Source organism: Candidatus Limnocylindrales bacterium (genome assembly GCA_035559535.1).
In the GTDB taxonomy this organism is placed as follows: Bacteria; Moduliflexota; Moduliflexia; order Moduliflexales; family JAUQPW01; genus JAUQPW01.
Genome location: DATMBG010000033.1, coordinates 1 through 26,092, shown reverse-complemented (window position 1 = coordinate 26,092; position 26,092 = coordinate 1). Strand labels below are relative to the sequence as shown.

The 26,092-nt window shown below is 44.3% G+C and carries 23 protein-coding genes; 9 read left to right on the top strand and 14 right to left on the bottom strand.

From position 1 onward, the window contains the following. The first annotated feature begins 660 nt into the window (after positions 1 to 660). The 3 genes from VNM22_10580 to VNM22_10570 all read left to right on the top strand — a co-directional run bounded on the left by VNM22_10580 (position 661) and on the right by VNM22_10570 (position 5,868). Positions 661 to 2,187, top strand: coding sequence for a thymidine phosphorylase family protein (locus tag VNM22_10580; GenBank protein HWP47597.1), 1,527 nt, complete (start codon positions 661 to 663; stop codon positions 2,185 to 2,187). A 275-nt stretch (positions 2,188 to 2,462) separates the two neighbouring features. Continuing rightward, positions 2,463 to 4,163: an alpha-glucan family phosphorylase gene (glgP, locus tag VNM22_10575; GenBank protein HWP47596.1), complete on the top strand. Its 1,701-nt coding sequence runs from the start codon at positions 2,463 to 2,465 to the stop codon at positions 4,161 to 4,163. Positions 4,164 to 4,221: 58 nt separating this feature from the next. Continuing rightward, a complete protein-coding gene (locus VNM22_10570; GenBank protein HWP47595.1) occupies positions 4,222 to 5,868 on the top strand; it encodes a formate--tetrahydrofolate ligase in 1,647 nt (548 codons plus the stop codon). A 529-nt stretch (positions 5,869 to 6,397) separates the two neighbouring features. Here VNM22_10570 and VNM22_10565 read toward each other — a convergent pair. The 3 genes from VNM22_10565 to VNM22_10555 all read right to left on the bottom strand — a co-directional run bounded on the left by VNM22_10565 (position 6,398) and on the right by VNM22_10555 (position 8,731). Next, positions 6,398 to 7,264, bottom strand: a complete 867-nt coding sequence (locus VNM22_10565; GenBank protein ID HWP47594.1) for an RNA polymerase sigma factor RpoD/SigA — start codon at positions 7,262 to 7,264, stop codon at positions 6,398 to 6,400. Positions 7,265 to 7,293: 29 nt separating this feature from the next. Continuing rightward, complete coding sequence (locus VNM22_10560) at positions 7,294 to 8,148, bottom strand: L,D-transpeptidase (protein HWP47593.1); 855 nt, start codon at positions 8,146 to 8,148, stop codon at positions 7,294 to 7,296. A 286-nt stretch (positions 8,149 to 8,434) separates the two neighbouring features. Beyond that, positions 8,435 to 8,731 (bottom strand): hypothetical protein, encoded by a 297-nt coding sequence (locus VNM22_10555; protein ID HWP47592.1) that lies wholly within the window; start codon positions 8,729 to 8,731, stop codon positions 8,435 to 8,437. A gap of 730 nt (positions 8,732 to 9,461) precedes the next feature. Between VNM22_10555 and VNM22_10550 the strand changes: the two genes are divergently transcribed. Then, positions 9,462 to 10,433: a universal stress protein gene (locus VNM22_10550; protein ID HWP47591.1), complete on the top strand. Its 972-nt coding sequence runs from the start codon at positions 9,462 to 9,464 to the stop codon at positions 10,431 to 10,433. 200 nt (positions 10,434 to 10,633) lie between these two features. Here VNM22_10550 and VNM22_10545 read toward each other — a convergent pair whose 3' ends face one another. Both VNM22_10545 and VNM22_10540 read right to left on the bottom strand, forming a co-directional pair. After that, positions 10,634 to 10,756, bottom strand: a complete 123-nt coding sequence (locus VNM22_10545) for a hypothetical protein (protein ID HWP47590.1) — start codon at positions 10,754 to 10,756, stop codon at positions 10,634 to 10,636. A 91-nt stretch (positions 10,757 to 10,847) separates the two neighbouring features. Continuing rightward, positions 10,848 to 11,108 carry a hypothetical protein gene (locus VNM22_10540; GenBank protein HWP47589.1) on the bottom strand — a complete coding sequence of 87 codons (261 nt, stop codon included), beginning with the start codon at positions 11,106 to 11,108 and terminating at the stop codon, positions 10,848 to 10,850. Positions 11,109 to 11,769: 661 nt separating this feature from the next. On the opposite strand from VNM22_10540, the gene VNM22_10535 reads away from it, so the two are divergent. The 3 genes from VNM22_10535 to VNM22_10525 all read left to right on the top strand — a co-directional run bounded on the left by VNM22_10535 (position 11,770) and on the right by VNM22_10525 (position 13,945). Continuing rightward, positions 11,770 to 12,192, top strand: coding sequence for a hypothetical protein (locus tag VNM22_10535; protein HWP47588.1), 423 nt, complete (start codon positions 11,770 to 11,772; stop codon positions 12,190 to 12,192). Between the two features lie 143 nt (positions 12,193 to 12,335). Then, a complete protein-coding gene (locus VNM22_10530) occupies positions 12,336 to 12,914 on the top strand; it encodes a class I SAM-dependent methyltransferase (protein ID HWP47587.1) in 579 nt (192 codons plus the stop codon). An 89-nt stretch (positions 12,915 to 13,003) separates the two neighbouring features. Then, positions 13,004 to 13,945: a radical SAM protein gene (locus VNM22_10525; protein HWP47586.1), complete on the top strand. Its 942-nt coding sequence runs from the start codon at positions 13,004 to 13,006 to the stop codon at positions 13,943 to 13,945. A gap of 75 nt (positions 13,946 to 14,020) precedes the next feature. On the opposite strand, the gene VNM22_10520 is transcribed toward VNM22_10525, so the two are convergent. The 4 genes from VNM22_10520 to VNM22_10505 all read right to left on the bottom strand — a co-directional run bounded on the left by VNM22_10520 (position 14,021) and on the right by VNM22_10505 (position 16,701). Continuing rightward, on the bottom strand, positions 14,021 to 14,680 hold the full coding sequence (locus VNM22_10520) for a phosphoribosyltransferase family protein (GenBank protein ID HWP47585.1): 660 nt from the start codon (positions 14,678 to 14,680) through the stop codon (positions 14,021 to 14,023). 322 nt (positions 14,681 to 15,002) lie between these two features. Further along, positions 15,003 to 15,329 (bottom strand): MTH1187 family thiamine-binding protein, encoded by a 327-nt coding sequence (locus VNM22_10515; protein HWP47584.1) that lies wholly within the window; start codon positions 15,327 to 15,329, stop codon positions 15,003 to 15,005. Positions 15,330 to 15,433: 104 nt separating this feature from the next. Next, positions 15,434 to 15,916 (bottom strand): Hsp20/alpha crystallin family protein, encoded by a 483-nt coding sequence (locus tag VNM22_10510; GenBank protein HWP47583.1) that lies wholly within the window; start codon positions 15,914 to 15,916, stop codon positions 15,434 to 15,436. Between the two features lie 353 nt (positions 15,917 to 16,269). Continuing rightward, positions 16,270 to 16,701 (bottom strand): DUF2267 domain-containing protein, encoded by a 432-nt coding sequence (locus VNM22_10505; protein ID HWP47582.1) that lies wholly within the window; start codon positions 16,699 to 16,701, stop codon positions 16,270 to 16,272. A gap of 870 nt (positions 16,702 to 17,571) precedes the next feature. On the opposite strand from VNM22_10505, the gene VNM22_10500 reads away from it, so the two are divergent. Next, positions 17,572 to 18,009 carry a DUF2267 domain-containing protein gene (locus tag VNM22_10500; GenBank protein ID HWP47581.1) on the top strand — a complete coding sequence of 146 codons (438 nt, stop codon included), beginning with the start codon at positions 17,572 to 17,574 and terminating at the stop codon, positions 18,007 to 18,009. A gap of 25 nt (positions 18,010 to 18,034) precedes the next feature. Here VNM22_10500 and phoU read toward each other — a convergent pair whose 3' ends face one another. From phoU to VNM22_10475, 5 genes are all read right to left on the bottom strand, one after another. Then, entirely contained in the window at positions 18,035 to 18,826 is a 792-nt protein-coding gene (phoU, locus tag VNM22_10495; GenBank protein ID HWP47580.1) for a phosphate signaling complex protein PhoU, read from the bottom strand. Positions 18,827 to 18,964: 138 nt separating this feature from the next. After that, a complete protein-coding gene (gene pstB, locus VNM22_10490; GenBank protein HWP47579.1) occupies positions 18,965 to 19,783 on the bottom strand; it encodes a phosphate ABC transporter ATP-binding protein PstB in 819 nt (272 codons plus the stop codon). Positions 19,784 to 19,827: 44 nt separating this feature from the next. Continuing rightward, on the bottom strand, positions 19,828 to 21,540 hold the full coding sequence (gene pstA / locus VNM22_10485) for a phosphate ABC transporter permease PstA (GenBank protein HWP47578.1): 1,713 nt from the start codon (positions 21,538 to 21,540) through the stop codon (positions 19,828 to 19,830). A gap of 65 nt (positions 21,541 to 21,605) precedes the next feature. Next, positions 21,606 to 24,221: an ABC transporter permease subunit gene (locus VNM22_10480; GenBank protein ID HWP47577.1), complete on the bottom strand. Its 2,616-nt coding sequence runs from the start codon at positions 24,219 to 24,221 to the stop codon at positions 21,606 to 21,608. Positions 24,222 to 24,320: 99 nt separating this feature from the next. Further along, entirely contained in the window at positions 24,321 to 24,572 is a 252-nt protein-coding gene (locus VNM22_10475; protein HWP47576.1) for a hypothetical protein, read from the bottom strand. A gap of 1,070 nt (positions 24,573 to 25,642) precedes the next feature. Between VNM22_10475 and VNM22_10470 the strand changes: the two genes are divergently transcribed. Further along, positions 25,643 to 25,969 (top strand): CapA family protein, encoded by a 327-nt coding sequence (locus tag VNM22_10470; GenBank protein ID HWP47575.1) that lies wholly within the window; start codon positions 25,643 to 25,645, stop codon positions 25,967 to 25,969. The last annotated feature ends 123 nt before the right edge of the window (positions 25,970 to 26,092 follow it).

Below are 26,092 nucleotides of genomic sequence, written 5' to 3'. Positions count from 1 at the left end.
AATGGGTTTATCTATACAAAACCTATGCCTCGGTTCGATCCCCTTTAAATGAAATACCCCTCTCAGCTCTTTCAAGGCGAAAGGGTATTGATGATGGCCTCGAATAACTTCCGAGGATAGCTCGAAGTCGTAAAAAAGCTCTTCTCTTTTGCCGATCTTCTGTTTGCAGGATTCATATGTCGTGGAACCTTAACCGAGGAGAAAGCTTATTTTGAACAACTGGTTTAACTCATCAGCCATGAAAAAAAGAGAGGGTCAAAGAATATGGAACTTTAAAAAACAACTACCTTACCTTCTTGAACTCTCACGGATCATCTCTCTCATCTCTTTGGGTAGATCTTGCAATAATTCCTCAAAAAAGGTATTTGTATCTTTAAGTAGTTGTTTCATCACTCTTTCTCCTTTTGTTGGATTGTTAAAAGGTTTTGTCGCCATGATGAAGTCTACCATCTGGTTTTTATTATTTAGACCTTATCCTGGTGCATATGGGACTTGCGAGGAGAGTAGATGTCTTTAAATTCCCTTTGGCGAGAAGATATGAAAAATGAAAGGCAAGGGGGGAGAGAAATAACCCATCCATATTCCCAGCTTTTCCCGAAGGAACCAGGAAGAGTTCATGGGGAAACCTTCTGCATTGAAATCTTTTAGGGAGGAATCAGCATGGGGGGTATTTCCCATACCGATAGAACCCGTTCCTTGCGGTTACGCCGGCTGGGTATCGATACCTATCAAGAAGCGGTTATTTATATGCATCGCGATTGCTATGTGTGCCGCTCGGAAGGCTTTGAAGCACAGGCCCGTGTACAGGTTGATCATAGTAATCGCTCGATTATCGCCACACTCAATGTTGTTACCACCGATCTGTTAGCATTGGATGAGGTTGGTCTGTCGGAGGCGGCATGGCGCCTTCTAGGAGCGCAGGAAGGGGATCAGGTTGTGCTATCTCATCCAGCACCGGTAGAATCCCTCAGCCATGTACGTGCCAAGGTCTATGGAAAACGGCTTGATAGGATGGCTATGAAAACTATCGTATATGACATTGTGGCCGGCCGCTATTCGGATGTTCACCTCTCTGCATTCATTACTGCCTGTTCTGGGGATCGTCTGGATCATCAGGAGATGATAGCCCTTACGCGGGCGATGATTGAAGCGGGGGAACGACTCGATTGGGGGCATACACCGGTCATGGATAAACATAGTGTTGGTGGATTGCCGGGTAATCGCACCACCTTACTGGTGGTGCCGATCATTGCAGCCTGTGGTTTGATCATTCCGAAGACCTCCTCAAGGGCTATTACATCCCCTGCCGGTACAGCCGATACTATGGAAACCCTGGCCCCTGTAAACCTTGATACCGCAGGCATACGTCGGGTGGTAGAACGTGAGGGGGGATGTATCGTCTGGGGCGGAGCCCTTCGCTTAAGCCCCGCCGACGACATTCTGATTCGGGTTGAGCGATCGTTGGATCTCGACAGCGAGGGACAACTGGTCGCCTCGGTATTATCCAAGAAAGCTGCTGCAGGCTCAACCCATGTCGTCCTGGATATGCCCGTAGGACCCACTGCCAAAGTACGTACCTCTGAAGCAGCTAAAACCCTGAGCAATCATCTTGTGGAGGTCGGTCGTGAAGTTGGTTTGGAAGTGCGGGTGATCTTTACCGACGGTTCACAACCTGTGGGCCGTCGTATTGGACCGGCCCTGGAGGCACGGGATGTACTTTCTGTATTGCGTGGGGAAAGAGATGCTCCACAAGATCTACGTGAACGGGCGCTGCTGCTGGCCGGTCATATCCTGGAACTTTCGTCCCGTGTTCCTTCAGGTCAAGGTCAGAAAGTCGCCCAAGAGGTCCTAAATAATGGACGTGCCTGGCGTAAATTCCAGGCAATCTGCGAAGCCCAAGGTGGCATGCGTGAACCTCCTTGCGCTACCCATACCCATGTTGTAACAGCCCCATATGGAGGTCGTATTATTGGTATTGATAATCGTCGCCTGGCTCGAATCGCAAAGCTTGCCGGTGCACCAGATGCCCCGGCAGCAGGTCTCGAATTACATGCCCGCCTCGGTTCCATCATCGAAAAGGGGCAGCCGCTGTTTACCGTTCATGCTGAAACACCCGGGGAACTGGCCTACGCATTAGATTACGTAAAGGCCAATCCAAACATTTTCCACATGGAGGCGTCTGTATGAAACTTCTGCTATCAGGTTTTTCGTCCTTTATAGGACAAGCAGGATTCAGATACCTTCTACCTGACCTATCACATTTTATAAGCTGATAGAGACCGTCATAATCAAAAATTAAATAAGCCAATTTTATTGCTATTGCTGATTGAGATCCCTCGTTGAAGGGAAGATAAAGGCAAGCATTTGGTGCCAATGACAATGAAATCTTATGTTGGTAAACCGTTAAGGGATGGCAAAGGATGTGAATTAACTCAAAATCAAAATGTAAAGGAGTAAAGTCTATGAACAACCAGAGATCCATTGCATATTTTTCCATGGAGATAGGGCTTGAAGCCGGTATACCCACTTACAGTGGAGGGCTGGGTGTACTGGCGGGGGATACCATTCGTGCTGCAGCGGATCTCAATGTGCCCATGGTTGCAGTCACACTTCTCCATCGGAAGGGCTATTTTTATCAGAGGCTTGATGCAAATGGCTGGCAAAGAGAAGAACCCGTGGAGTGGGTCGTCGAAGATTTTTTAGAAGAGATGCCTCAGAGAACTTCCGTGACCTTAGAAGGACGAACTGTTCAACTTCGCTCCTGGAGATATGAGGTTAATGGCATTGGGGGCTTCAAAGTTCCTGTTTATTTTCTGGATACAGATTTACCGGAAAATTCTGAATGGGACAGAACTTTAACCCATTTTCTTTATGGAGGGGATCAGCACTATCGACTTTGTCAAGAAGTAATTCTTGGAATTGGGGGTGTGAGAATGCTTCGTGCTCTGGGTTATAAAAACATTGAGCGCTTTCATATGAACGAAGGCCATGCAAGCTTGCTAACCCTGGAGCTTTTAGATGAGGAAGTAAAGAAAGCCGGCAGAAAATCAATCACCCACGAGGATATTGAAGCAGTGAGGGCAAAATGTGTGTTTACTACTCATACCCCTGTTCCTGCCGGGCACGATAAGTTCCCCCTGAAGTTAGTCGACCAGGTCCTTGGGCGTCGAGAGGTTTTTGACATGGACATGAAAGAGATTTTCTGTTGCGATGATCTTCTCAATATGACTTACCTGGCCCTTAATCTGAGTCATTATATCAATGGGGTTGCAAAGAAACACGCAGAGGTTTCAAAATTGATGTTTGCCGGTTATACCATTGATGCCATTACCAATGGAGTTCACCTAGCTACCTGGGCGGCAAAACCTTTCCAGGAACTCTATGACCGCTATATTCCGGGTTGGAGACAGGACAACTTTAGCCTCAGGTATGCTCTGAGCATCCCCAAGCAGGAAATATGGGAAGCCCATACCCGAGCGAAGAAGCGGTTGATTTTCTATGTGAACCGGGAAACCAATATTGGAATGGATGTGGATGTTTTAACCGTTGGTTTTGCAAGGCGTGCTACCCTGTACAAAAGGGGGGATCTTCTCTTTCAAGATATTGAACGGCTTAAAAGCATTTCATCAAGGACCGGATTGTTTCAAGTAATTTATGCCGGAAAAGCCCATCCTCAGGACCAAGGTGGCAAGGAGCTTATCCGACGAATTTTTCAAGCTAAAGAAGCGCTCCGGAGAGATGTCAAGGTTGTTTACCTTGAAAATTATGATATGGAGCTCGCTAAAATGATGACCTCAGGGGTCGACCTGTGGCTTAATACCCCCCAACCTCCCCTTGAAGCTTCGGGAACAAGTGGAATGAAAGCAGCAATCAATGGGATCCCAAGCCTCAGTGTTCTGGATGGATGGTGGATTGAAGGTCACATTGAGGGAATAACAGGATGGTCCATTGGAGAAAATGGACGGGGAATGGGGGAAAGCAGTGATCGATCCCAGGACGCTTCCTCCCTTTATGACAAATTAGAGCGAGTAATTATTCCCCTCTTTTACCATGATCGGGATCGCTTTTTAGATGTCATGCGCCATTCCATAGCCCTTAATGGTTCTTTCTTTAATACCCATCGAATGATGCAGGAGTATGTTTTGAAGGCTTATTTTCGTTAAAATTCTAAGGGGCATCACTGGCATCGGGTTTTCGTCACAGGAAAAGGAAGGAAAAACTATGACCGACGGAATGCGACCTGTTCGGGAAATTGCAGATAAGTTGGGAATTCCCGACGAGTATATGGATTACTACGGAAAGTACATCGCAAAACTAAAATTGGATCTGCTCTCTCAGTTTAAAACCCCCGACCTGGGTAAGCTAATCCTGGTCACAGCCATGACTCCTACCCGTTACGGAGAAGGCAAGACTATTGTTTCAATTGGTCTGGCACAAGCCCTTGAACAAATTGGAAAGAAGGCTGTTGTGACGTTACGAGAACCTTCCCTTGGTCCTGTATTTGGGGTAAAGGGAGGGGCAACGGGGGGTGGAAAATCTAAAGTACTTCCCAGCGAGGTGATCAATCTTCACTTTACAGGAGACTTCCATGCAGTAACAGCAGCCCACAATTTGCTGGCAGCAATGATTGACTCGCACATCCATCACGGCAATGATCTTCGGATTGACGTCGACAATATCTTCTGGCCACGTGCCGTCGACATGAACGATCGTGCCTTACGTCACATTATCGTAGGTCTTGGTGGGAAGGCAAATGGTGTGCCAAGGGAGACCGGTTTTGTTATAACAGCAGCATCAGAAATCATGGCCATACTGGCCCTTGCTAATTCTCGTGAGGATTTGCGTCGTAGACTTAATGAGGTGGTAATCGGTTTTGATCTGGACGGGAGGATTCTTCGTGCAGTCGATTTAAAAGCTACAGGAGCTATGATGGTCCTTTTGAAGGAAGCCATTCTACCCAATCTGGTGCAAACCAGTGAACACACTCCTGCATTGATTCACGCTGGACCCTTCGCAAACATTGCCCATGGTACTAGCAGCATTATTTCACAAAAAATGGCCCTAAAGCTTGCCGATTACGTTGTGAATGAAACAGGATTTGGAGCTGACCTCGGTGCGGAAAAGTATCTTGATATCGTAATGCCCGCCTCGGGTATAAAACCGACCCTAGCAGTTTTGGTTGTCACAATAAGGGCTTTAGCATCTCAAGGAACTTTACAGAATGAACCTGTTTCTAAGGATATGGCAACTTTGAAACACGGCTTTAGTAACCTGGCCAAACATATGGAAAACCTTCGAAAATTCAATTTGCCTTTCGTTGTTGCCATCAATCGCTTCCCCTCTGATACTCAAACTGAAATTCAACGAGTTCAGGATTTCTGTAGGGAAAGAGATGTCGAAAATTCAATAGTTGAAGTCTTTGACAAGGGGGGATCCGGTGCATGGGATCTGGCTTCAAAGGTTATAACGCTTGCGGAAATCTCCAGTCCTGAGGCAGTACATCCTCTTTATCCCTTAACATTGAGTATAGAGGAGAAGATTGAAACCATTGCAAAGGAGATCTACGGTGCAAGTTCCATTCATGTGGAGTCCAAAGCCCTCCAGAAACTACAAAAATTTGCTGAACTGGGCTTCAATCACCTGCCTGTATGTATGGCTAAGACGGAGTCCTCTCTTTCAGATAATCCAAAACTACCTGGCGCCCCAAAGGATTGGATTCTGACTGTTACCGATGCACATCTATCAGCCGGCGCTGGATTTATCGTAGTGGTAGCCGGGAATATGTTACTCATGCCAGGGTTACCCAAGATCTCACAGGCCACAAAGTTGGATGTTGACGAAACCGGTAATATAATCGGCTTAAGTTAAAAACTTTGGACTCCGTCCATCTACCTTTTTATCTGAATTGGGAAGGATTTTATACCATTTCCAGTTAACAATAAACCTAAAACTGCCTCTGCCAGGACTCTTGTGACAGGCTTAAACTAAACTTCCCGACGAGGTAACCGGTATGAGAGCCACCCTGAGGGGAGAGGGTATTACTTTTCCTCCCCTTTCCTCCTGGTTGTAAATAGCTCTTCTTTTTTCTGCTCGCAGCAAGTCTCTTCCTTACTGTCATTCTGTGGATTACCACAAAATTCACATAAGTACCAGCCCACATCAACGCAACCCTCGCAGATTAAAGCCTTACCGTTATCCAAAACAATCCTGCATCCACAGCAGGCACAGACACCGGGGCGTAAGTCAGCACTCCATTCGTGGTAATTTTCAGCCACAATGCAGGCATCACAATATAGTAGCTGTACCCTTTTCTTCATGAACTGACCCTTTACACCCCCTCATCAAGATAACACTGCAAAGAAACAGATTACTTCGTTTTCTTTGCTTCTGTGTTCTTTTAACTTAGGAAATCTCCCAAACTTTTAGCATCCGCCCGCCTTTTCAACCTCTCTTTCGCCCGCTTTTCAAGTTGTCGAACCCGCTCTCGACTTAAATGTAGGCGTTTACCGATCTCTTCCAGTGTCATCGGCTTTTCCCCATCGATTCCATATCGTAGTCGAAGAATGGTTGCATCACGAGGGTCTAACTCATCTAAAAGTCCATGAAGCTCCTCAACGAGAGCGCGTTTGATGATTATTTCATCTGGTGCCAGGGTTTTATTAGCAATAAAATTCAGCAAGGTAACTTCTTCATCTTCGACAGAGGGTACATCAAGGGATAATGGCTTTTTCGAGAGTTCCAAAATAGCTCGAACTTCTTTCTCCGGAATATCCATCCTTTCAGCGATTTCTTGCGGTGTGGGCTCTTTTCCTTCTTTCTCCTGAATCAGCTCGTTGTATACCCTGCCGAGTTTTGTCAAAAGCCCTCCCTGTTTCAATGGTAATCGAATGGTACGGCTCTGCTCAGATAAGGCCCGTAGAATGGCCTGTCGGATCCACCAAACGGCATAGGAGATAAATTTAACTTTTTTTGAAGGGTCAAACCGCTTAGCGGCTTCAATAAGCCCGAGATTTCCTTCATTGATTAAATCGGCCAGAGATAGCCCACATCCTTGATAACCCTGGGCGATTTTAACCACAAACTTTAAATTCCCTTCAACCAGACGATTAAGAGCTTCCTGATCCCCCTGTTGGATCCTTTCAGCTAGCTCTTGTTCTTCTTTTCTGGTGGTAGTGGGAATTTTACCGATTTCCTGAAGATAAAGCCCCAGGCTTTTATCTGTAAAAACCCTTGCTGTCAAGCTATGGAGCCTTGAAGGTTTCATAGACATGGGTGGTATAATAGGTTATAAAATTAATATCTTTCATTACCTGATGATCTGGCTTCATTTAAGACCTCACTTAGGAAGAGAGAATAGTGGAGCTGCTGCTTCTCTTCGTCTAAAAGGAGCCGTTTAAAAGGGGGCTGACTCAATTTCTTTCGAATATATTGCTCGGCTATTTGAAATTGGGTTTCTGCTTCCACAATCCGCCATTTCAACCTGGGAATATCGATCTGTCGTAAATCGATGGATTCTTGATGCAAAACTTTCAAAATTTCATCGAGGTAATTCAAGGGTTTATGATATATATTTGCATGGAGAAGGAGCTTTCTGGAATGACGGTCATACTCCACGATCTCGTAATGGATAGAAATAGGTACAGGAAGAGGAAATTTACCGGATTTCACGTCAGGTACCAGGCTGTTATAGAAATTCTGCATATCTTCTTCATCAATACGAATACAACCATTAGAAGCCGGGGCCCGCACAGTATACCAATCCGTAGTCTGATGGAGCACAAACTGTTGGTCCACACTTTGGGTTTCTTGATTGTAAATGATCATGAACACCGATTTCATATCCTTCGGCATAGGAATTTTAATGGGCTTTAAAGTCTTTTTATCAAAGGTGTAAGAATACTTAATGATTTTTCCGATCAGGTTCTTTGGATTCTCACTTCCATATCGGAAGATAACCCCGGTCTCCTTGGCGTAAAGATAACCTTCACCCCCTGGTGTTTCATTGGAAGGCTCTGTACCTTTTCCGATTCCGATGGGGATTGTTAAAGTTTTCCAAGAATCACCCTCGTCACGTGTATAAAGAGTCAACCGATAAGCCGGAATGTTAACCACTACGTGTTGATTGGATCCTTTATCAGAATAACCCATGGAGAAGTCTTTAAGTATATCAGAAACTGATCCTTCTGTAGGATAAAAGTGGAAAATAGCATGAATCTGTAGAAAGACAGTGAGGATCAGAACGCGCTTCAGGCTCATTAAGCAAAGATCTCCAACAGAGTTATAAAACTATCATCTTTAACTTGTACTCCGTTCTAAAATGTGGTAACAACAACAAAAAAACCATGTGTAATTCCTCCATCTCACTAAAAGAGATGTTAAGCAGCAGTATCCTGCCTTAACCTTAAGCTAAAAATCTGGCTCTCTCATCCATAACTTACGGTTTTTCCTTGTCGGGGGGAGTCGGCTCTACTTCTTCCTTTTTTAGCTTCTCGCCAGCTTTTTCCAGGGTCTTACCGGCTTGCTTTAAGGCTTCAGATCCAACTTCTTTCCCTTTTTCAATAACTTCCTCCGTTTTCTTCTGGGCTTTTTCTGTCTCAATAGTTATGGTAATTCGATTGTTGGTTCGCTGAACATAAATAATACCGGCAGCAATTAAGACAAGAACAATAATCAGGATTACTAAAAGAATCCTTATAAATTTGGGAATTTCGGTAAATTTAGGGACTCTCATAGGAAAACCTCCGCTCTCAAAAGATCTCTACTCTATAAATTTCTATTAACTAATCCAGAGCAATAGCTATACCATACCGGTTATTGGTTTGAATGATATAGGACCTTGATCTATCCTGCTTTTAAGCTTTTATCCTTGTTTTATCTTAATTTTTGATAAAACTTATATCTTTTATTGGAATTTTTGATATCCTTAAATTTTGTCTTTTTTTTTGACATTCTTTTATAGATTCTATGAATATCAGGCCTTTGTTGGTATTGTAAGATTTTAGGACAACTCGTGGGGCTCCATATCTTCCAAAGGGGTTTAGTAGATTGTCTTCCCTACTTTGATTTCCTATCTGTAATCATCTGTGGAATCCTATATCTAAGATAGGGGTTTCAAAGTTTTTATTGACCTCGGTTCAGGGATTGCATTATTCTTCAGGATAAATAGCTCTGTAAGAATTCGAGTAATTGCTCGCCCTCACCTCCCTGAACTCCCTCTTCCGAGGCTTCGAGAGAGGGAGCGCATAACGAAGCAATCTGCTATCCTATTCCACTTCCCTCTCCCACAGCGTGGGAGAAGGGTTGGGAGAGAGGGTGAGCAGTTACAAATTCGAAGTTCAAGTAGCTGTTGAAACTTGGATCAGTAAATTATCAAGGCCGTTGTGCTAAAGGTTACTTATCCATAACCCAGGTTGGGATTGTCAAAACAGAAAGACGGACTTCCTAACCTGAGGGAAAGTAGTATGTATCGATCTATTCTTACCCCCCTCGATGGTTCGGCCTTTGCGGAACACGCCCTACCTCTGGCGCGAAGTATTGCGCGTCGGGCGAACGCAACACTTCGATTGGTCCTTGTGCATGTACCCATCGAAGGGAAGCAGGTAGATTATATAAGTAGTAAGGTTACCGTCGATGAGGCATTGGATAAACGACTTAAAGAATATGAGCAGGCATACCTAAGCAAGGTAGTTGAAAACCTGGCGACCGATATGACAACTCTGGTTACTGCTTCCTTGCTTGACGGACAGCCAGGACAGGTTGCTGAGACGCTTAATAACTTCATAGCGACTGCAGGTATAGATCTGATAGTGATGACCACACATGGATATGGTGCTTTGAATCGTTTCTGGCTCGGCAGTGTCACAGATTGGCTTGTACGACATGCATCAATCCCTATTTTGTTGGTTCGATCACGGGAAACAGAAGAATTTGGGCCGAATCTCAGCCAGGAGCAAATCTTCCAGCATATATTGATTCCCCTAGATGGCTCAACCCTCGCTGAGCAGGTGTTAGAGTACGCGATAGAACTGGGTAAGTTAATGGAAGCTGACTATACATTGCTCCGGGTTATTGAGCCAATGACCCCTATTGATTACTCAGCCACCCAATATCCAATTCAGTTAGAACAACAACTTCTAGATCAGCCGCAGAGGGAAGCAGAGGCCTATCTCACTGGTCTAGCGGAACGATTGCAAGCGCAGGCAAGGGCGCGCGATAGTGTGTCCCTACGAATCCAGACAAGAGTCGTTATCGGTAAGAATCCATCCCCTATCATACTCGAAGAGTCGAGTAAACATGGAATAGATCTGATTGCCATGGAAACGCATGGTTACAGTGGCTTAACACGTCTGTTGATAGGTAGTGTAGCTGATAAGGTGTTACGGGGTACTTCTGTACCCATACTGTTACATTGTCCACACCACGAGACCTCGTGATCTTATGGTTTATTCTAATTTTTGATGCTGTTCAACCCATTTAACAAATTACTTATGAATACAACCCCCTGACATAGTCTCTCTATTGACAACACCCTGAAGCAGGTGGGTATGCGTCCAGAAGGATTGACAGTGGCCGGGACCACCGAAAGACTCAGGCAATGGGATCGCTTAGCAGGACTGAAGCTGAGGGGTGTAGCCTATGCATGAACGCTGGATTGGCGGGCGTGGGCAGTCATGATACCTGGAGTGGCCGGGTCATCCCGGGCTGGGGCGTACATGACCCGCTGGATCCTGAAGCTTGTGCCATTATACCACACCATCCATTAACAACTTCCTGCCGTCCAGGCGCCATTCAGAAATGAGGTCGTAAGTAGGAGTGATCCTTGGGCTCACTCCTACAAATTTCAGTATTCAGACTTGTCCCTGTTGAGATCGGCCCCCCTTACGCAGTTCCTCCAGTTCTCGCTCCAGGCGTCGCAACCGCTGCTCCAGTATATCACGCTCCTCTTCTAAACTCCGGACGTAATCCTCACGGGCTGATAAAGGGTAACGTCCAGGGTACGGTGGATAAGGTTCGGGCCAGATCCAGCGGAGCCAGTGGGGGGGGATGTAAATGGTGATGGTAATAACCACAACAGTACGGCATAATAAACCTCCTTGTCTAATTTCCACCCATGTAGTCAGATATAGGGCGGGTTCTATAAATTAGGCTATGAATAACTAATCGTTACACAACCTCCTGATTGTTTAGATTATGGTAAGGGACTTTGACAAAGAAATCCAGCAATTATTGTGCCAGAGCTTCAAAACATGAAATTCTACTGCCATCTAAATTCTCACATTTTTTAAAATTGACAGGAAAACTCCATCAGTCGGATTTTGAATTCTTGCCTCTATTTTTTGTCTTAATTTCTGATGCTGTCTGATACTTCTTATGAACCCTTTATAAATATTAAAAATTTTCTTGATATCTTCAGGTCTTTGTCTTTATCTCTGACACTACTCTATAGACCTCATAATTATCAGGCTTTTGTTGATCCCATAAGATTTTAAGATAGCTGGCATGATCCTGTACCCTCCCCTAAGTGTCCCCTTACCTTTGGTCTGCTATTGGTAATCATCTGTATAGTTCTATCTTACAACAAGATTCCGATGTTTTTATGAATCCTGGTCTATCGGTTGCATTATTCCTTCAATGTCTGGTCACCGGGTGGTTTGACCTGATAGCAGGGGAGTCTTTCCATAAAGTTAGCTGAAATGGGGTGGGTTAAAAACAACCAAAAAGGAGGACCACATGAAAAAGGTCGGGACTATGGTAATAATGATTTTCCTTATGAGTCTTTTTCTTACCCTAGAGACTTTTGCCACCCAACGGGGCATAAAATGGAGAGGGGGTGGGGGATGGGGGATAGGAACCCCGTATGGGAAGATGTATGACCCCAAAACCGTTGAAACCCTTAGTGGAGAGGTGGTCAGTGTGGAGAGATTTACTCCTATGAAAGGGATGTTTGAAGGCATCCATCTGACAGTGAAAACGGATCAGGAGACCATTGCGGTTCATTTAGGACCGAGCTGGTACCTGGAGAACCAGGATACCAAGATTGAGCCCGGGGACAAAGTTGAGATTACCGGTTCGAGGATCACCTTTGAAGGAAAACCGGCTATCATTGCGGCTGAGGTCAAAAAGGGTGAGGAAGTATTAAAGCTTCGGGATGAGAAGGGTTTTCCGGTTTGGGCTGGTTGGAGACGACGTTAGTTTAACGAAAAATTCATCCCATTTTCAGCTCCAAAGTTCATCCATCGAAGTCAATTCATAGAGATGGAACAGAAAGACAAAAAGGTTTCGTTAATGCCAGGAACACTTGATAAATCCACAAATTAAGTCAGGAGGTTTTTATAATGCCCCACAAGTTTGATCCTAAGAATATCGAAAAGCTTGATAACTCTGAACGTGCCCGTTGGCAAGGGGTGGAAGCCTTCTTAGAAGTCTTGCAACCCCGAATGGGCATGAGTTATGCGGATATTGGGTGCGGGTCAGGATATTTCACGCTCCCGGTAGCCGAACGCATTGGTCCTGAAGGAAGGATCTACGCCGTTGATATTTTGCCTGAAATGCTGCAAGAACTTGAACGGAGAGCTCAGGCTAGAGGATTAAAAAATATCCTAGCAGTGCATTCTGGTGAGCGGGAAATCCCTTTACCCGAAGCCTGTGTAGATGTTGCCTATTCAATCAACCTCTTCCACGAGCTGGAAGCACCTGATGCATTTTTGCGGGAAATCTGGCGAATTCTTAAACCAGGTGGTTCTCTATTTCTGGTCGACTGGAAGCCGATTGAGACTTCCATGGGACCGCCCCTAGAAGTAAGAGTTTCTCTTGAAACGCTTTGGGCAGCCTTACACGCTGCAGGCTTTGAACATCTGCGCGAGCATGGAATTTATCCCTACCATTATGTGGTTGAAGGGACGAAAAAGATTTGAGTGCTTTATGAGATGAGTCGGAGCTAGCTCCAAGAAAAACAGTACCTGGGAACAATCAGGGTAAAATAGAGTCTAAGGAGGTCAAGCCTATGATTACTTTTGGGCCGATTCCATCCAGACGTTTAGGGCGAAGTCTAGGAATTAACAACATTTCAACTCCTTCCAAAGTCTGCACTTACTCTTGCGTGTATTGTCAGCTCGGACGTACGGTCGAGACCCAGGTTGAGCGTCGGGCATTTTATAAACCGGAGGAGATTTTGAAGGCGGTGGAAGAAAAAATAAAAAAAGTAAAGGATATTGGAGAATCCATTGACTATCTTACCTTCGTGCCAGATGGTGAACCTACCCTGGATATTAATCTCGGTCGCGAAATCGAATTATTAAAACCTTTAGGGATTAGAATTGCAGTCATCACCAATGCTTCCCTTATCTGGCGCACGGATGTCAGGGAAGACCTTATGAAAGCAGATTGGGTTTCTCTGAAGGTCGATTCTACCCGGGAAGAGGTCTGGCGGAGGATTAATCAACCGGATCAAAGTTTGCGATTTGCCTCCATTTTAAGTGGGATGCTTGAGTTCGCCCGGGTTTATGAAGGAGAGCTGGTCACAGAGACGATGCTAGTCAAAGGGGTCAATGATAGTGAGGATCTTATTCAAGAGGTTGCTGCTTTTCTGACCCGGTTGAGACCTCTTAAAGCTTATCTAGCTATTCCTACAAGGCCCCCTGCAGAAAAATGGGTCCAACCTCCTGATGAGGAAACTATCAATCGAGCCTATCAGATCCTTAGCGAGAGAATTCATCATGTAGAGTGCCTTCTGGGCTATGAAGGTACTGCTTTTACTTTTACGGGAAATATTGAAGAAGACTTGTTGAGCATTACTTCAGTACATCCCATGAGGGAAGACGCCGTGAAGGAGTTCCTGCTAAAAGCTAAAGCTAACTGGTCCACCATTCAGAAGTTAATCAATCGGGGTCAACTCATAGAGACGGAATATAAAGGCAAGAAGTTTTATATAAGAAAACTCTATTAACGCCAGGGATCTGATAAGTTCAGCAAGTCAGGTTGAAAATCAGGTGAAGAAGACGCCAGGATACCTTCACGAGTTCTATTCTTCCAATGTATGCTTAGAATTACTTTGCTGTAAGATTGCTACCACTTCTTCATCGGAAACCTGTGAAAAATCCTCGAAAAAATCTCCTATGGCGAAAAAAACGGGCGGTACCTCGAGGCATACCACCTCATCTGCCTCTTTCTCTATTCGCCGTAAGGCTTCAAGGGGTGCCACGGCCGTGGCAACAATGAGCTTTGCCGGGTTGTTAGCCCGTACTGCACGTAATGCTGCAATCATGGTAGACCCGGTGGCGATCCCATCGTCCACAACGATCACAATACGATTGGCGGGGCTGATGGGAGGACGTACCGGGGTATACAGATTACGACGTCTGCGCAGGGTCTCCATTTGGATTCTCTTTTCCCCTTCAATATACTTATTATGCTCATCCTGGATCCCAAAGTCGCCAATATGCTCTGCTAAATAGATATGACCGGCTTCATCTACCGAGCCGATGGCTAATTCAGGGTAACCAGGTGCCCTCAGCTTACGGACCAGCACTACGTCTAACTCGCCCTCTAAGATATCAGCAATAATCTTAGCCATGGGAACAGCACCTCGTGGAATTGCTAACACCAAAGGATTTTGACCCTTGTAGTTGATCAATTTTTTGGCCAGCAAACGGGCGGCTTGTTCTCGGTTTTGAAAAGGCATACCTTTACCTCCAATGTTTTATCTACGGACCAATAAAAGTAACGGTATCTGTATCACTTCAAACGAAAATGAAAATCCCTGTGGGATTTCACGTTTTGTGACGACCTGGAAGGTCATAAATGCTTAGCAGGTGAGATTAAACCCTATTCCTATGGCGATCTGGTGGTTATCCTATATCTCCGTACCCACTAAGTTGGGGGTTGTAGCAAAGATACACCTGTTGCGTCTGTTCCATACAGAGATATAACAGGCGCAACAGATGCTCTAAACCCAAAGGCCTTTCTGGTAAAGATTGACTTTTCTATAAGAACCATAAACCTTTTCATCCATGGTGAATGCAGGTTCTCAGTTCTTTGCCAACCTTCTCCTCGACCGATTCCACCATCTCTTCCATGGTTTCCCTTTTCCCTTCCCGATCATCGATAGATATATGGGTAATAGCCCGCCCTGCCCGATGCTTCACCGCTTCATGACATTTCTGGATGACAGGAAATACTTTCTGCCAGGTACCTTCAATAATCGTTCCGCTGGCTGTAACTTGATACTTTAACCCACTTTCATCTATGATCTTTAAGACTTCGGCTAAAGGACCGCTTATACTGGCCCCTTCCAGGTTTCCTACGGGGATAATACTTAACTCTACAATCATATAACCCCCCTTTTGCCAGAAACCCCCTCCTTGGGAAGGGGGTTTCCTTCTTGTACTACTTTATAATCGAATGGGTGAAATTTGGTCTTGCTCCTTGCTTTTTTCTACTTTACTTCGATCTTGACCTGTTTTGCCTTCGCTTCCTCTGGCTTTGGAAACTTAACTTCCAAAACCCCGTTTTGATAGGTGGCTTTAATTTGTTCGGCGTTAACTCCACTGGGAAGTGGGATAGTCCTCCTGAAGGCACCATACTCCCGCTCTCGCCGATAGTAATTCTCTTCTTTGATCTCTTTCTCTTCTTTTCGCTCTCCTCGAATCACCAGATTGCCATTACTGACCGATACGTCTATATCGGATTGTTTCACACCGGGAAGATCTGCCCGAACAATTATCTCGTCTTTCGTTTCAACCATGTCCAACTTCGGATACCATCTTTTCAGAGAGATAGGTTCTAACTCACGCTCTGGGAAAGTCTCCTCAAATAATCGGTTTATTTCTCGTTGTACCTGGGAAATCCATTTAAAGGGATCCCATCTCTCTTCCCATCGCTCTAGAGAAGTAAAAGGACTCCATTTTTCAAGGGCCATAATACCAACCTCCTTCTTTTGGATTAATTAAGCCGAAAGAGATATCGTTCCTGTTTGGGGATACTTGAAACTTAACAGGTATTGTGCTCTTCGAATTAATTAATCCTTAGGATCTGATTTTAGAGCCAGGCCTGGAGATACTCAAGAGTCACCTTCATCATGCTTATAGTATCCTCTTCGACCTGGGATTCCGAAAAAAGCTGATTTTGCTGATTTGTCTGCTTAATCAAACATGGCAATAACTATGCCAACTCCTAATCCTTGAAAATAAAGACTGACTCCAATCGAGATATCGGGCTCCAGAATATAGAACTTTTCTTATAAGCCGGGATGGACTCTGGGCTGTTTATATCTTAAGTAGGTTCTGTGGGCCAGAGTTCTCGTAACTCCACAGGTAAGAGATGTTTGATATCCTTAATTTCCCCTTCGGGGATCCGCTTGGTGAGTACCTTGAAGATCGCACGAACGACCCGTTCAGGATCCACCTCAGGGTCATCTTTGAAATAACTACGAATATGAGCCAGGAACTCCTCTTTATGTCGTTCCTTAAAAGGTCTTCCTTTAAGATTCCAACCCTCATAATAGAAGCCACGAACCAACATAGGTAATTGAGCTCCCAGTTGGACAGCCTCTTCCACGGTCAGACGGTCACGGAGTGCATGTAAAGTAACACGTAACGCCTGATAAGCCCTCTGTCGGTCCTTCCAGCCCAACTCCTCCATGATATCATTGAGCCAGATATGAGTCTTCTGAATTGTACTGTCAAAAACTCCTAATCCGGTCATAGCCATCTAATCACCTCCTTTCCTTTAAGTTTCCATTAAATCCGCAGATCCGCTTTAGAAGCGAACAACCTTACCTCCATCCTTTCTCTTTCAGTTGCAGAGGAGGAAAGTAGCCATAAGGCATTATCCTTACAGTTTATGCAGTATTTCAATATACAGGCAGTAAAATTCTATCTTTTAATATGGCAATGGTTATGCCAAAACCTCGAAATAAGGGGGGAATCCATTTCCTTTTTGTACGACTACTTTGATGAATCGGTATAATAGACGACCCTGTCACAGACTATCTGTTGATATAAGTCGCCCGTAGTTACTCTATTCTTAGAAGAGAGAAAGATCTGTTCTCTGTTTTGAGGTCTACAAAGGTTTAATATTAAGAAAAAATATTATATAATACTCTAAATTAGGATAGGATTTCTACAATATTCGATAGAGTTTAATTTTTTGTAGGGAAAACTCTTTTTTCTGTCATAAAATTTTACAATACTAACAAAATCTCCTATTTACAAGATAAAGAGATATGTCAGAGATTAAGACAAAAATTTTACCTTTTTGATAAAAACCCCTTTTTATGGGAGACTCGAACGGTTTCAGGAATTAAGACACAGCCTTTCACAGGGGGTTTTATGCTTATTTTGCAAATCCTACCACAAAAAACAAACTTTCCATTCCAAAGCCGGGTTTCGAAGAGGGTCAAGGATAGTATTGGAGATGTGCCCTGAGGTGAGGGAAGGTCTGAGAAAGACTGCCAAGACCGTAACTTATCAATTTTCAGATGATGCATTCCAGGCCAATTCCTGAAGAGGTTTGGCATATTGATTGCGAGGGTTTGTTTAAGAGATGAGATTCTATCGAAAGGAGGAGAAGAGTATGCCTGAAACAGGATTAGAGGCCTTTGATACTACAGTCCAGAAGACACACACCTGGCTGATGGATATTATGAAAGAATTAAGATGGGAGGATCAACACAAAGCCTACCTGGCACTGCGTGCTACTTTGCACACGTTACGTGACCGCCTGACCGTGGAGGAAGCCGTTCAACTGGGGGCTCAGTTACCCATGTTGATTCGTGGTTTTTACTATGAGGGTTGGAATCTTAAAGGAAAACCTTTCAAGGACCAACACAAAGAGGAGTTTCTGGATCACATTCATGAATACTTTAAGCACGACCCCAATGTTAATCCCGAGCAGATAGCCCGCGCAGTTTTTAAGGTACTCACCAAACGAATCTCTGAGGGAGAACTGAAGGATATCCAGAGTCTCTTGCCTAAAGAGCTATGTGCACTTTGGCCATCGGATCCTACCTAGCGAACAGACTGATTCATCATGAAATTTATCTTAAGCCTGGCGGAGGAGGACCCAGGGTTGTTAGAGGTATCCAAGACGGAGCATCGCTTGCCGGGAATGATTCCTCAGAGGCTTTGATTACGATGTCACTTGTAGGAGTTGTAGGAATGGAATAACCCTTTACATCCTGGCTATGCCGAATAATCTTACCGGTTATCAGATAAATGGTATCTTCGGCAATGTTGGTTATGAGATCGGAAACCCGTTCCAGCTCTCTGGCAAATCGGTGCAATTGAAGGGCATGGGTAAATCCCAGGGTTCCCTCCTCACGAGCTTTTTTCGTTTCGGCATAAATATAATTTTCCAATTCATCTACAATTTGATCTTCCCTACAAATGTTTTTAGCCTCTTCCAGGTTTCCATCTATAAATGCTTGAAGTCCACGCTGACAGATCTCGAGTACTTTTTGAATCATTTCTCCCAGGTGGGGGGGAAAATTTTTGATGGGATGGTCCTGGAGAGCCAGCATAATCTGAGCTATATTAACCGCATGATCGGCAATTCTTTCCAGGTCATTGTTAGCTTTTAAGATAGCTGCTATCAGGCGTAGATCCCTGGATACCGGTTGGTAAAGGGCAATGACCTTCAGACATTCCTCTTCGATCTTGACTTCCTGCTGATCTACTTCGATCTCTTGCTCGATAACTTTCTGGGCCAGAGCAGAGTCATTAGTTAGCAGAGAGGAAATGGCATTTCTCAATTGGATTATGGCTCTCTGACCCAGATCGACCAGCTTTGTCTTTAATTCTGTAAGTTCTCTAAAAAAGTGCTCACTCATTTTTATCCCTTGTCCGTCGCCCATCATCAGCGGTAAAGAACTTGCCCCTCGGTAAGTTCAAAGCCTGTCCTGACCGGCTCTATTCTAATCTTAATTAAGAGGTCAAAGGGACAGTGAACCACGGGCTACGGACAAATCCTATCCGAATCGACCGGTTATGTAATCTTCGGTCTGGGATTTTATGGGGTTTTGATACATAACTACCGTCGGGCCAAATTCAATAAGTCTTCCCAGATACATAAAAGCCGTATAATCTGAAACACGTGCGGCTTGTTGTAAATTATGCGTTACGATGATGACGGTAAACTCCCTTTTTAGAGTATGGATAAGATCTTCAATCTTTGCTGTTGCTATGGGATCCAGGGCCGAAGCGGGCTCATCCATGAGCAGAATTTCCGGCTCTGCGGCAATGGCTCGTGCGATACACAGGCGTTGTTGTTGGCCTCCAGAAAGCTCCAGAGCCGAAGCACGAAGCCGATCCTTAACTTCATCCCAAAGTGCAGCCCTTTTTAAACTTTGCTCCACAACTTCATCCAGGATAGCTTTACGATTCTCTCCATCAATCCGAAGGGGATAAGCTACGTTTTCGTATATGCTCATAGGGAAGGGATTAAATTTTTGGAAGACCATTCCAATCCGCTTTCGCAATTCAATGACATCCGCGTCAGGTGCATAGATAGGATCTCCATTTAACCATATTTCCCCTTCAATACGGACATTATCTATTAAATCGTTCAATCGATTGATAGAACGTATCAACGTGGATTTTCCACATCCGGAGGGTCCTATGAGAGCGGTCACTTTATGGGAAGGGATATGCATGTTGATATCATAGAGCGCCTGCTGAGAGCCATACCAAAGGTTAAAATGGTCTATATCCAACACTATCTTTTCAGCTTCAAGTTCTGGATGAATGGCAGGCTCTGAATCTACAAGTTCCTGTGGGTTTTTTTTCATGGTATTGATATAACAGAAAACATCAGGGAGTTATGTTTTCTGTTTCAGAAATGTCCTATTTGATACTTTTTCCTCAATCTATTCCGCAGATAAATGGCCGCAGCATTCAAGGTAACAATCAGCAGAATCAGGAGAAGCGTCGTCGTGAATACCATAGGTTTACCGGCCTCCGAGTTTCTAGATTGAAATCCCACATCGTAAATGTGAAATCCCAGATGCATAAAACTTCTCTCCAGGTGAAAATAAGGGAAATGTCGGTCTAAGGGGAGTTCTGGAGCGAGTTTAACCACACCTGTGATCATGAGGGGGGCGACCTCGCCAGCTCCCCGGGCCATGGCGAGGATCAACCCTGTCAAGATACCAGGAGTTGCCTGAGGGAGCACAATCCTTCGGATGGTCTGCCACTTAGTAGCACCACAGGCATAGGAACCCTCTCGTACGCTTTGAGGAACAGCTGCCAGGGCTTCTTCCGTTGATACAATAACCACAGGTATTGTAAGTAAAGCTAAGGTCAGAGAAGCCCAAAGAATCCCGCCGGTACCGAAGGTAGGCACCGGCAGCTTTTCAGGAAAAAAAATGGAATCGATGGTCCCTCCAATTCTATAACAGAAAAAGCCGAGGCCAAAGACACCAAAAACGATGCTAGGTACACCAGCCAGATTATTAACTGCAATCCGCACATTGGATATTAAAAGTCCCTGCTTAGCGTATTCCTTTAAGTATAAAGCTGCGATCACTCCAAAAGGAACCACAGCCAGAGACATAAGGATTGTCATCATGAAAGTCCCAAAGATGGCCGGGAAGACTCCGCCTTCTGTGTTAGCCTCGCGAGGTTCTTTGCTTAAAAACTCCCCCCAGCGAGAGAGATAGACTCTAAGCTTTTCCATAAAATCCATCTGATTAGGATGATAGGCGCGAATTACCTCAAATACCTTGATTTCCTTAGTCCTTCCCCCTACCTCTTTAAGTAAAATCTGGTAGCGGTTATTTTCCCTACGAAGTTGTGCAATCTCTTCACTAAGCTGGTTATATCGGGTTGTCCATCGGCTTTCTTCCTTCTCGATTTGGGCTTTTATCTGATTATAAGGATCCGTATTCCTTCCATAGGCTAACTCAGCTCTTCTGAGGTTTAATCTCAGTCGTTCTAATTGGAAGTTGACTTCTCCCAGATCTTTCTTTTCTATAGACCTAATCTTTAAGTATCGTGCCCTCGCCGGGCTATGAAATTCTTTAAACTTTTTCCAGCTCTCCTCAGGGCCTCTGGCTACTGTATTTCCATCGATCCGAACCTCTTCCATAAACCCGTAGAAAGGTCCCCATTCTAATCGTTCTAAAGTCACAGCTTCCGGAGGATATTCTTTTTTCTGAATCTCAAAAAGGGGAATCCATCTGAAATCCTCGCCATAAAGATCGTAATTTCCGATCTTAACCAGGATTCTTTCGGTGACCCCATTTGAGGAGTGGGGACGTGGGAGTGTGGGGGATCCTTCTCTACCTCCATACTCCTGCACTTCCATACGTCTATCCCCTTGACCGGGATAATAGCGCTCTCGCCGAGAGACTTCTCCCAGATACCTCCTTCCCTGTCGATCGATGATCCTGACAAGCTGTTTGGGCCAAAAGGTTAAGATTCCCTGATAAAAAACCAGGAAAAGTAACCCGAGAATCATTAAGGTAGCAAGAGCCAGGGCTCCTCCGGTCAACCAAATTATAGGTTCTCCCCGTGTAATAAATCTCGAAGTTCTCCTTTTCTTCAATTTCCCGGCTCTCAGACTATCAGCTTTTAACAATTGATGACCGAAAAGCTGCGGTTGATAGCCGATTAGAGTTGAGAAGTTTTACTTCTAAATCTGATCCGGACAACCTCAGCTATCGTATTGATGATAAAAGTTATCCCAAAAAGTAGAAGTGCCGCAAGGAAGAGCATCCGGTAAAGCGTACTGTCTTTAACAGCTTCGGGTAGCTCTATGGCAATATTAGCGGACAATGCACGAAATCCGTTAAAAATATTAAGATCCAGAATCGGTGTATTTCCGGCTGCCATCACAACAATCATTGTCTCACCAACCGCTCTTCCTAAGCCAACCATCACAGCAGAGAAGATACCACTGGCCGCAGCAGGTATAACAATCCGTGTGGTGGTTTGCCATTGTGTAGCCCCACAGGCTAACGAGGCCGCACGTAAAGACTCAGGAACAGAGGATAAAGCATCCTCGGTAAGGGTATAGATGAGGGGAATAACAGCAAATCCCATGGCAAATCCCACAATCAGGGTATTTCTTTGCACATAAGTCCCCACCAATTCACCCCGGGCATCAAAACCTAACCCAGTTAAAAACCATCCTGCCCAATAACTTAAAAGAACTGATCCTATCAAAACAGAGAGTGCTTTGGTAATCTCCATCAAACCCATGGTAAACTGATTTGCATAAGATATTTTTTCCCGGATGACCGGATCTAGATACTTTTTCTGAGTCAGGAAAGTGAGGAGCAATGAAAATGGAAAAAACACCGCAAACCAGAGGGGGGTCCCGGTTCCGGTCTTCCCGTCTAACCAGGCTTTGAAATCTCCATTAAAAACCTTATCCTCCACAAGTAAACCTATATCGTCCGTCAAGCAAAAAACAATCCATAGAATCATAATTGCTGCAATACTAACAAGTTGACGTACACCCGAGAGCCTGAGCGTGATTCTTTTCGGTAGAAGTTGCCAGATATAACCTAACAAGAGGAGGATCAGAGGGGTCACTCCAAAGGCAAATATCACCGATAAAACCCAGTTTTCAACAAAGGGGGCCAAAATCAGTGCAGCAATGAAGCCTAAAATGACACTGGGTAAAAAGGCCATCATTTCGATCCCAGGTTTTAAGAAAGCTTTAAGCTTTTTATCCAGAAACTCAGAGGTATAAATTGCAGCCAAAATAGCAACAGGTATAGCAAATAACAAGGAATAAAGGGTTGCCTTAAAAGTACCAAAAATCAAGGGAATTAAACTGAGCTTCGGCTCAAAATCGTCTGTACCACCGGAAGATTGCCAGGTATAAGTGGGCTCTGGATACCCTTCATACCAAACCCTACCGAAGATAGTCTTTAAAGATATCTCTGGATGAGGATTGTGTATCTTCCACATATAAGCTGTCAGCGATTTATCTACAGCAAAGATACCATCTGCTTTGGGAGTGAGTTGGAGAGTAATAATTTCTTCTTTAGAAGGGAGGTCCAACCGGATAAGAACCCTTTCTGAAGTCATGTGGCGGAGAAAGATTTCCCCTCCCAGTGCGGCGGTAACCAGGCTCTTATCTCGGGGCGATATGGCCAGGACGGATATTGCGCTTCGATGCTTTTCCAAGCTATGGGCTGGAACAAGTTCGTATCCATCACTTCCCCGGGCATTCCAGCCTCTTTCTATCCGAAACCAGGCTATGACATTTCCAGAGGAATCTGCAGAGATTAAGGATTGGTCTCCGATCATGAAGCTTAACTGGGAGAGTGTTCGTTGTTCATTGCCCACGACCCCTGGTTGAACGACGTTTATTTTTTCAGCAACGGTGGGATTTTTAAGATCCCGAAGATTATACCGATGGAGCGTCCCATCCTTCCAAACCAGATAGAGTTGATCCCCATAGGAGTTCAACAGAAGTTTGTTGGGAAGAGTTGATCCGGTTAGAGGAAACTCGTGAGGAATTTCCCATGTATCCAAACTCGTCGTTACTTTACCCGTGAGGAGGTCCTTTTTCCTCTTAATCTTGTTGAGGAGTAACTGACCATCGGCCTTAAGTCCCACAATAGCTTCATTTTGGTCTTCCAGAGGCTTATAATCTATTAAAACCACTGGAATCTCACCTGCTCCTATTCTGAGGGGTGAAGCAAAGTCTATATTTACTTCAATCTTTCGGTATAAACTTTCTGAGACTCTCTGCAGAACCCCTTTCTCGAAAATAACAGGTGCCCCGATATTTAGATTTTTGAGGCTCCCTGGAATTTTCTCTTCTTCGAGAAACAAGGATTTAAAAGAGAGATTTCCCAAGGAGATCTCTCCAGTGGTCAGTCCCAGGGCTGTATAACCACCTCGCAACGTCCGGGAAAACGCTGTTACTTCGGCCCCGGAAGTTATCAACTCCTTTTCAAATATTTTCTCTCCAGTAGCAGCATGAAAAGCGGTGAGGATTCCCTTCCTGGATAGAACGATTCCCAGGGAATGGTATTCATCCACCTCGGCAAAGAGTGGGTCCACCTCTTTTAAAGGAAGCTTATAGGAGGTAAAAGAAGTTACTTTTGCTCCTTGAAAGAGCGGAATCACAACCATCACCAGGAAAAGCAAAATCCCTGATACAGCTACAATCACCAGAATACCTCCCGCCGTAATGATCGTGGTAGAAATTTTATTAGCCAGGATAACGCTCTTTTTTGTTTTTCTTAGGTGTGTAAGGGCGCCCATTTTCTCCCTTCTATCATCTTGTCCTCTGTCACTAGATTTTTATATTTTATACTAAATCTAAATAGAGATGAATTGCTTTCCGATCTCTAAACTCAAAGATTACTTGTCGTACTCTTCCTCCTCACCCCATTCCTGTTCCTCTTCTTCTTCTCCACTCCACTCTTCCTCTTCTTCTTCCTCTGGAAGGGGAATAGGACCGTATTTTCCCACTATCTCTTCAAGCTCTGCAAGGGCCTCTTCGAAATTTGAGGATACTCTGGGGCTTGCAGCTTCATGATAAGTATAGATGACTTCTCGACAGGCTTCTAGCAACTCTTCAAAATCTGAATCTTTTATCTTTTTCTTTGGCATATAACAAAACCTTAACCAGGTTACTCCATCAATTGCCTCTTCCAGCAGTAGTTAGCCTCTGATAAATAAATCTTTTCTTATCCGGACAAAAGTAACCCGGTCAAAGCTCTCCTCTAATCTTTATCCGATTACAACCATAGCGGCTGAAGACGCCCGTGTTCCTACCACACACGTTCAAGTTGGTAATCATTTAGGCACACAATCCATTTAATTTAGATAAAATTTCCCTAAAAGCCCCAGCAGGGCGATTATAAACGAGGATTCTTTCTTTTTCTAGCCTTAGCGCCTTGTATATCCAATGCTTAAAACAGCCCCTCCGAGGCTTGGAAAGCTTTCACCGGAAGCTACCTATAAGACCAGGACGCTCCTCTGGAGCTTTAAGGATTGATTCAATTGCCAGAATTAAATGGACTAGGTATTAGTCTTATCGATTCCTTAAAAAGGAAACTTCGCAATTGCCGTGCCAAAGCCACCCAATCTTAAAAGTTTGGTTGGTAAATATAATAAACTTTGGAAGTGTGCCAAGAAAAAAGGTTTAATTCTTACCATTTAAGAATGATCCCAAGGATCTCTTTGGTTAATTATGCAAATTAATTTTTGTCCTAGTTTCCAACATTATCTGATGTGATATTAAAAACTTTACACTTGTTGAATTTACAATGATTTCAGAAAATTTTCATCTTAATTTCTGACATGATTCGATATTCTTATAAATCTAAGGGATAGATATTAGATTTTGGCCGATCCCGCAAGATTTTTGGACAAAAGGCATAACTTTTTAGAAGCTGAAGCTAAAAAACTAAACGACTCATTTTGCATGCCTTTAATCTTCGACTTTAAACCGTAATTCTAAACCTCAAAGTGAGATCTTCATATTTTGAAGTTTTGGCATGATGATTGCGGAAATTATTTACAGACCCAACAAAGTTAATATCCAAGGCACCTGGATTAAAGATAGTTTTGCAGAAGCTTGAATTATCCTTGTTGGGAACTCGAAGGAAACTTATTTAAAGTATTCCATTATAGTCGGTCAAAAAATAAAGATCCCCATTGGGAAGGGAGAACATTTCATGGGTCACCTTATAACTCTTGCAATTGCTGGAGATGTCATGCTAGGCCGTATGGTAAATAGGATCATCTCCTTAAAAGGATTCGCTTATCCTTGGGGTAATACCTTACCTGTCCTACGAAAGGCGGATCTCTTTTGCATCAATCTGGAATGTGCTCTGACTGCTGAGACCCGACCCTGGCATGACGGTGAGTATAAAGCTTTTTACTTTCGGGCTGAGCCCAGCGTGGTTGCTACCCTGATAGCGGGTCGCGTCAACTTTGCTTCCCTGGCCAATAATCACACCTGTGATTTTGGCACCGCGGGCTTGTTACTGATCTTTGCATAAATTGCTAATAATCTCTAGCTATAAGTTAGACAGGGAAGTAAAATAAATTTTATGAAACTGACCCTGTCAAACCAAACTAAGGATTGGCGCGAAGGCCGCCGTCTTCGCGCCTTGGAACTCAGC

Bases quoted from the DNA above. Each gene is read 5' to 3' on its own strand.
- VNM22_10580 (HWP47597.1), top strand. From the start codon at position 661: ATGGGGGGTATTTCCCATACCGATAGAACCCGTTCCTTGCGGTTACGC.
- glgP (HWP47596.1), top strand. From the start codon at position 2,463: ATGAACAACCAGAGATCCATTGCATATTTTTCCATGGAGATAGGGCTT.
- VNM22_10570 (HWP47595.1), top strand. From the start codon at position 4,222: ATGACCGACGGAATGCGACCTGTTCGGGAAATTGCAGATAAGTTGGGA.
- VNM22_10565 (HWP47594.1), bottom strand. From the start codon at position 7,264: ATGAAACCTTCAAGGCTCCATAGCTTGACAGCAAGGGTTTTTACAGAT.
- VNM22_10560 (HWP47593.1), bottom strand. From the start codon at position 8,148: ATGGGTTATTCTGATAAAGGATCCAATCAACACGTAGTGGTTAACATT.
- VNM22_10555 (HWP47592.1), bottom strand. From the start codon at position 8,731: ATGAGAGTCCCTAAATTTACCGAAATTCCCAAATTTATAAGGATTCTT.
- VNM22_10550 (HWP47591.1), top strand. From the start codon at position 9,462: ATGTATCGATCTATTCTTACCCCCCTCGATGGTTCGGCCTTTGCGGAA.
- VNM22_10545 (HWP47590.1), bottom strand. From the start codon at position 10,756: ATGGTGTGGTATAATGGCACAAGCTTCAGGATCCAGCGGGTCATGTAC.
- VNM22_10535 (HWP47588.1), top strand. From the start codon at position 11,770: ATGAGTCTTTTTCTTACCCTAGAGACTTTTGCCACCCAACGGGGCATA.
- VNM22_10530 (HWP47587.1), top strand. From the start codon at position 12,336: ATGCCCCACAAGTTTGATCCTAAGAATATCGAAAAGCTTGATAACTCT.
- VNM22_10525 (HWP47586.1), top strand. From the start codon at position 13,004: ATGATTACTTTTGGGCCGATTCCATCCAGACGTTTAGGGCGAAGTCTA.
- VNM22_10520 (HWP47585.1), bottom strand. From the start codon at position 14,680: ATGCCTTTTCAAAACCGAGAACAAGCCGCCCGTTTGCTGGCCAAAAAA.
- VNM22_10515 (HWP47584.1), bottom strand. From the start codon at position 15,329: ATGATTGTAGAGTTAAGTATTATCCCCGTAGGAAACCTGGAAGGGGCC.
- VNM22_10510 (HWP47583.1), bottom strand. From the start codon at position 15,916: ATGGCCCTTGAAAAATGGAGTCCTTTTACTTCTCTAGAGCGATGGGAA.
- VNM22_10505 (HWP47582.1), bottom strand. From the start codon at position 16,701: ATGACCGGATTAGGAGTTTTTGACAGTACAATTCAGAAGACTCATATC.
- VNM22_10500 (HWP47581.1), top strand. From the start codon at position 17,572: ATGCCTGAAACAGGATTAGAGGCCTTTGATACTACAGTCCAGAAGACA.
- phoU (HWP47580.1), bottom strand. From the start codon at position 18,826: ATGAGTGAGCACTTTTTTAGAGAACTTACAGAATTAAAGACAAAGCTG.
- pstB (HWP47579.1), bottom strand. From the start codon at position 19,783: ATGAAAAAAAACCCACAGGAACTTGTAGATTCAGAGCCTGCCATTCAT.
- VNM22_10480 (HWP47577.1), bottom strand. From the start codon at position 24,221: ATGGGCGCCCTTACACACCTAAGAAAAACAAAAAAGAGCGTTATCCTG.
- VNM22_10475 (HWP47576.1), bottom strand. From the start codon at position 24,572: ATGCCAAAGAAAAAGATAAAAGATTCAGATTTTGAAGAGTTGCTAGAA.
- VNM22_10470 (HWP47575.1), top strand. From the start codon at position 25,643: ATGGGTCACCTTATAACTCTTGCAATTGCTGGAGATGTCATGCTAGGC.